The following is a 5049-nucleotide window of genomic DNA, read 5'->3' as shown; positions in this document are numbered from 1 at the left end:
CTGGCTTCTTCCGTACGTATTGGCTATCGAGCGTTGGCTCGGCTATCCCTACGGAACGGATGAACGCGGCGGAAAATTAACCTGCATGCGCACCCGCCTGGCAGGCGGGTATTGGAGGTTTTTCAAGGTGGCCGCTGCGGGTAAATACCGGCAGCACTCACTCGTTATCAAGCATGACATCCACTGACCAAGGTGCTGTTTATGTCTGTCGCCGCGACGCTGGTGCACGCTCTGCGCAAACGCCTGAGCAAACCCGGCGGTTATGAACTGTTCGACATCCGCCTCAAACAGCGCATCGCCTTGAGCCCTTCGCTGATGCGTTTCGTTTTTACCGGCGATGAGGTGGGGCTGATGCAAATACTGGCGCCGGATCAGCGGGTCAAGCTGTTCTTTCCGAGCACCGATGGCACCTCGCCCTGCCTGCCCAAGAGCGGTGACTGGCAAGCGGCGCGACGAGCCTTGAGCGCCGAGAAAACACCGCCCATGCGCACCTACACCCTGCGCAACCTGCAGCCCGATGCCCACGAGCTGGACATCGACTTCGTCTTGCATGGGGAAACAGGCCCGGCCTCGCGCTGGGCCATGCACTGCCAGCCGGGTGACCGCTTGCAGATCGTCGCGCCTCATGCGGCGTACCGGGGCGACCCCGGTGGCTATGAATGGCAGCCGCCTGACGGGGTGCGCCACGTGTTATTGATCGGCGACGAAACCGCACTGCCGGCGATGGCCGGAATTCTGGAACAACTGGCCGACCATCCCGATGCGCCGCACGTTCAAGCCTTTATCGAGGTCCCCGAAGAGGCGGACTGCCTGCCCCTGCTCTGCGGCCTCAATGCCAAGGTGCATTGGCTGCCCCGCGCCAGCCTGGGCAAACGCCACGGCGAAGGCATGATCCTGGCGGCCCGGGAACTGGCGAGCTTGCCGCCGATGCGTGCAGCACTGCACATTGCAACGCCTGTAGAAGCATTGGATTTAAACACGCAGCGCCCATGGGAGCGCGCCAGCGCCAAACAGGGCGACTTTTATGCATGGATTGCGGGCGAGTCCGCAGCCGTGATGGCCATACGACAATTCTTGATCAACGAACAAGGGCTGGCACGTCAGCAACTGACGTTAATGGGGTATTGGAAACAGGGGCGGTCGCTGGAATAACACCTAAAGTGTGTCGCGATTGAGCATAACCCTGTTCAACCGCGCACACTTGAGTCGCTTGACCCGTCAGCGCGTTCGACAACAACAGGTAATTAATCACACATCAACTTCGGACTTTCGATACTTTTCACCCTGAATAACAATTGCTTTGTCATTCACATCAGGGACAGGGCATTTAGCGAGCGCGGATTGATTTTTCAATGTTTTATATAAGGCCTGCACATCAGGCCGGTATAACGCACCCGCGTCGTAGTCGGCCCGACTGGAACGAAAGAACACAACTTCATTACACGGCATGAAAAAAAGGATGATGGAATTGTCTGCGACCTCGTCGACGGGGGCCAGAAGTGCTTCTTTTATTTTTATTGTATTTCGATAATGCTCACCATTCGCCGCCTGATACACCGGACCCACTTTGTGAAAACTGTATGTTGTGCCTGAATCGTAGGGATAACGTGAAAACAACCGTGGCGGGTTGATGACGCCTGCAACGGGTTTGATACCCCCTGCGGAGCGGGGCGCTGACACGGCACGAGCCGTATAGCTATCCTCCTTCAGGGTCGCAGTCGTGCCAATGAAATCAGTGTTGTTTCGAGGTGCATCATAACGCGGCCAAATTGCATAATCGAAGTCATCACCACCGGTTAAATTAATACTGTAAAGCGGGGCCGAATAACCCACGGGACGGGGTGGATCTTTGACCTGCAACCTCTTCTTTAGCCAAACATCAATCGGATACAAAACAATATCCACTGCCAAATCCACCGGCATGGAGGCGATTCCCATCATCGGGAGCAACCCGAGTGTACCTATCCAGAGAAAGGGCTCTTTGGCCATTTTCATATCTTCTCGAACCCCGCTAAACCCTCCTGACCGCTCACTCATCAACGTCCCACATCCGGACATCAGCGACATACACACCACCAAAACATATCCCTGTATTTCTTTATGGCGACTGACGTTCATTGCAACTCCTTGCCTCTTCTTTTTATCTGGTTTTTAACGGATGCACATGAATAAATCTATAAATTAACAGGTCGCAATGCCTATATTTTTTTCCATGTATGTGACTATCAACAAAACTGAATACCCTCTCTGAAATGCCCTACGAAAACGCGCTGTAATAATTCTTTACATCTCAAGGTTCGGGTTTCGGCCTGCTCATCCGTCCTACATGGATAAGCAATCGCTTCTCATGGCGATTAACACCCGCTCAACCGCGAGTTTGCCGTTACCCATGTCCAAAAAATCCCGTTCCAAGCTCTGGTTTCTGGTGCACAGCTGGCTCACGTTGCCGATCTGGTTCTTCGTGCTGATCGTGTGCGTGACCGGCACCCTGGCGGTGGTCAGCCAGGAAATTGTGTGGCTGGCGACCCCTGAAGCCCGTGCCAGCCAGCCCTCGGACGATGCGCCGTTGCTCAGCTATGAACAGGTGCTCACTGCCCTTCATCAGGCCGAGCCCACCCTGGCAGTGCAGTCGATCAGCCGCCCGGACGAGGCCCACTTCGCGCTGGTGGCCGATGTGGTGTACCCCGACGGGCGCTCACCTTCGCTGTATATCAACCCCTACACCGGCGCCATTCAGGGCGAGAGCCCGAGTTTCAACTTCAAGGCTTTCACTCGCGCCCTGCACGGCTGGTGGCTGGTGCCGTTCACCAATGGGTACAGCTGGGGCTGGTATTTGGTATCGTTCCTCGGCCTGCCGTTGCTGGGCTCGTTGATTACCGGGCTAGTGGTCTACAAGAAATTCTGGAAAGGCTTTTTCAAACCCAACTTGCGCTTCAAGCACGGCGCGCGGATTTTTTGGGGCGATTTCCATCGCCTGTGCGGCATCTGGTCGATCTGGTTTATCGCGGTGATTTCCATCACCGGCCTGTGGTTTCTGATTCAGGCGTTCATGTTCGATAACCAGATTTCCATTTCAACGGCTGGCAACCCGCCGGTGGTGGCGCGTCAGGATGTACCGATCATGCCCGACGGCACCCCGGCGCCGCAGATCAGTCTGGACAAGGCCGTGTCGATTGCCGCCGAGAAGATCCCCGGGCTCGAAGCCAGTTTCATCAGCCTGCCCAGCAATGCTTACGGCCATATCGAAGTCGGCGGCCCGGGCTGGTACCCGCTGTTGTTCCAGACCGCCGAGATCAACCCGTACAACGGTCTGATTGAAGGCTCGCGCATGATTGCCGACCGCTCCGGGCTGGAGCTGGTCACCGAGTCGATGCGCCCCCTGCACACCGGCGACTTTGGTGGCATTTGGGTCAAGTTGATCTGGTTCTTCTTCGGCCTGATCCTGAGCCTGATGGTGCTGAGCGGGTTGCTGATCTGGACCAAACGCACTGCGCTGGCCACCGCCCACGCCCTCAAACGCAGCCACAAACCGGCCCGCACGCACGCCACTCACACCGCCCAAGCGCGAACCGACGCGCCCTCGGAGACCCACGCATGAGCAAGGCCGTGATCACACAGCCCGCCTCGCCCTTGAGCCGCTGGTGGCACAAATGGCGCTTCCACCTGAACATACTGCTGTTACTAGTGCCGCTGGGGTTCATGCCCAAGTACTTCGCTGATGCGTCGCTGTTTCGCGGCGACAGCGGCTTGGGCGAGCGTGACATCGGCACCCTGCAGGTCGGGCCCTGGAGCCTGCAACTGGCCGAGCTGCGCGACGAAGCGCCACGTCCGGACGGGCCGGCGGGCTACATGAAAAACTTTAATGCGGCCTTGTGCGACGCCTGCATCGAACCGGTCAAGGCGGTCTATCTGCGCATCGGCAAACCCCGCAGCCTGCGCACCGCCGGGGTGATTTTCTTCGGCACGCCGTATCGCCTGGGCGCCACCGTTCCCGTGCCGCTGCGTACTAAAGAGGATGCCGAGCTGTGGGTCACCCTCGAAGGCTGGGACGGTTCGGTGCATCAAGCATCCATCCCCCTCAAAACGGCATCACCGGCCACCGTGGCCTGGTTAAAACAACAAGGAGGCAAGCAATGAACGTGCAACTGTCCCGACTCCCTGTGCGACGCCTGATGGCTGCGGGCTTTGCAGCATGCATGGCCATGAGCAATCAGGCGTTTGCGCACAACCCGATGTGCGAATGCAAAGCACTCGACGGCGAGCAGATCCGCTGTACGGGCGGGTTTTCGGACGGCAGTGGCGCGCCCGGCGTCACCCTCGACGTCATCGGTTACGACGAAACCATTCTGATGCCGGGCAAGCTGGGGCAGGACTCAAGCCTGACGTTCAAAAAACCCGATGGCGAGTTTTACGTGCTGTTTGACGCCGGCCCCGGGCACATCGTCGAAATCGACCAAGCCGACATCGAGGCCCCATGAATACTCACGTGGTACGCCCCGCCGGAGCCGGGCATGAAACGCTGTACGTCCTGCTGTTATGCCTGTTAATCCTGAGCATTGCCGGTGCGGTGGTGGCGTGGCGCCACGAATCGCTGACCGAGACCCCGGTAGTGGCCCATCAAGTGGATGCACGCCGGGACATGAACGCCGCCGAGCAAGGAATCTACGCCGACCTGCGGGTCACTCTCGACGAAATCCGGCTGCTGCGCGAAGACGCCAATGCGCTGCCCGAGCCGTCCGAACTCGCCGCTGACGGGTTTGCCCCTTTTGCTGTCGATGCCAGCTCAGTCAGCCGTGGGGGCCACGTGTGGCAATTGCTGGGCGACCAGGCGTACCTGGGCGTGAGCCCCCACCCCGAGGTCGCGGGTTCGTTTTTGTTGCGCATTGGCACCCAACCGGATGTATGGCTCAACCGCAACAGCACGCTCAGCGTACCTGCCGACCTCAGCGACGCTACCCTGATCCAGAGCGGCTGGCAGCAAGTGACCGCGCACTTCGATGCCGGGGTCACTCGCCAGCATCGGCACTGAACCCACCGCTTGACCTCAGA

The 5049-nt window shown here is 58.6% G+C and carries 6 protein-coding genes; 5 read left to right on the top strand and 1 reads right to left on the bottom strand.

The features are described 5' to 3' along the window. Nucleotides 1–201: 201 nt before the first annotated feature. Nucleotides 202–1152: a siderophore-interacting protein gene (locus tag HBN61_RS13240; RefSeq protein ID WP_170046945.1), complete on the top strand. Its 951-nt coding sequence runs from the start codon at nt 202–204 to the stop codon at nt 1150–1152. Between the two features lie 96 nt (nt 1153–1248). Here HBN61_RS13240 and HBN61_RS13235 read toward each other — a convergent pair whose 3' ends face one another. Next, nucleotides 1249–2118 carry a hypothetical protein gene (locus HBN61_RS13235; RefSeq protein ID WP_170046944.1) on the bottom strand — a complete coding sequence of 290 codons (870 nt, stop codon included), beginning with the start codon at nt 2116–2118 and terminating at the stop codon, nt 1249–1251. 271 nt (nt 2119–2389) lie between these two features. Between HBN61_RS13235 and HBN61_RS13230 the strand changes: the two genes are divergently transcribed. The 4 genes from HBN61_RS13230 to HBN61_RS13215 are packed head-to-tail and all read left to right on the top strand — an operon-like array spanning nt 2390 to nt 5029. Beyond that, on the top strand, nt 2390–3598 hold the full coding sequence (locus HBN61_RS13230) for a PepSY-associated TM helix domain-containing protein (RefSeq protein ID WP_170046962.1): 1209 nt from the start codon (nt 2390–2392) through the stop codon (nt 3596–3598). Next, entirely contained in the window at nt 3595–4137 is a 543-nt protein-coding gene (locus HBN61_RS13225) for a PA2404 family protein (RefSeq protein ID WP_170046943.1), read from the top strand. Before HBN61_RS13230 ends, HBN61_RS13225 begins: the two co-directional genes overlap by 4 nt. Nucleotides 4138–4172: 35 nt before the next feature. Then, on the top strand, nt 4173–4478 hold the full coding sequence (locus HBN61_RS13220; RefSeq protein WP_262498771.1) for a hypothetical protein: 306 nt from the start codon (nt 4173–4175) through the stop codon (nt 4476–4478). Continuing rightward, entirely contained in the window at nt 4475–5029 is a 555-nt protein-coding gene (locus HBN61_RS13215; RefSeq protein ID WP_170046941.1) for a DUF6162 family protein, read from the top strand. The genes HBN61_RS13220 and HBN61_RS13215 overlap by 4 nt, the downstream gene beginning before the upstream one ends. Nucleotides 5030–5049 lie beyond the last annotated feature (20 nt).

Source organism: Pseudomonas sp. WS 5071 (genome assembly GCF_012985765.1).
Taxonomy (GTDB): Bacteria; Pseudomonadota; Gammaproteobacteria; order Pseudomonadales; family Pseudomonadaceae; genus Aquipseudomonas; species Aquipseudomonas lundensis_A.
This window is presented reverse-complemented; position numbering and strand designations above follow the sequence as displayed.

Excerpts from the sequence above, each read along its gene's own strand:
- HBN61_RS13240 (WP_170046945.1), top strand. The coding sequence starts at position 202 with ATGTCTGTCGCCGCGACGCTGGTGCACGCTCTGCGCAAACGCCTGAGC.
- HBN61_RS13235 (WP_170046944.1), bottom strand. The coding sequence starts at position 2,118 with ATGAACGTCAGTCGCCATAAAGAAATACAGGGATATGTTTTGGTGGTG.
- HBN61_RS13230 (WP_170046962.1), top strand. The coding sequence starts at position 2,390 with ATGTCCAAAAAATCCCGTTCCAAGCTCTGGTTTCTGGTGCACAGCTGG.
- HBN61_RS13225 (WP_170046943.1), top strand. The coding sequence starts at position 3,595 with ATGAGCAAGGCCGTGATCACACAGCCCGCCTCGCCCTTGAGCCGCTGG.
- HBN61_RS13220 (WP_262498771.1), top strand. The coding sequence starts at position 4,173 with ATGGCTGCGGGCTTTGCAGCATGCATGGCCATGAGCAATCAGGCGTTT.
- HBN61_RS13215 (WP_170046941.1), top strand. The coding sequence starts at position 4,475 with ATGAATACTCACGTGGTACGCCCCGCCGGAGCCGGGCATGAAACGCTG.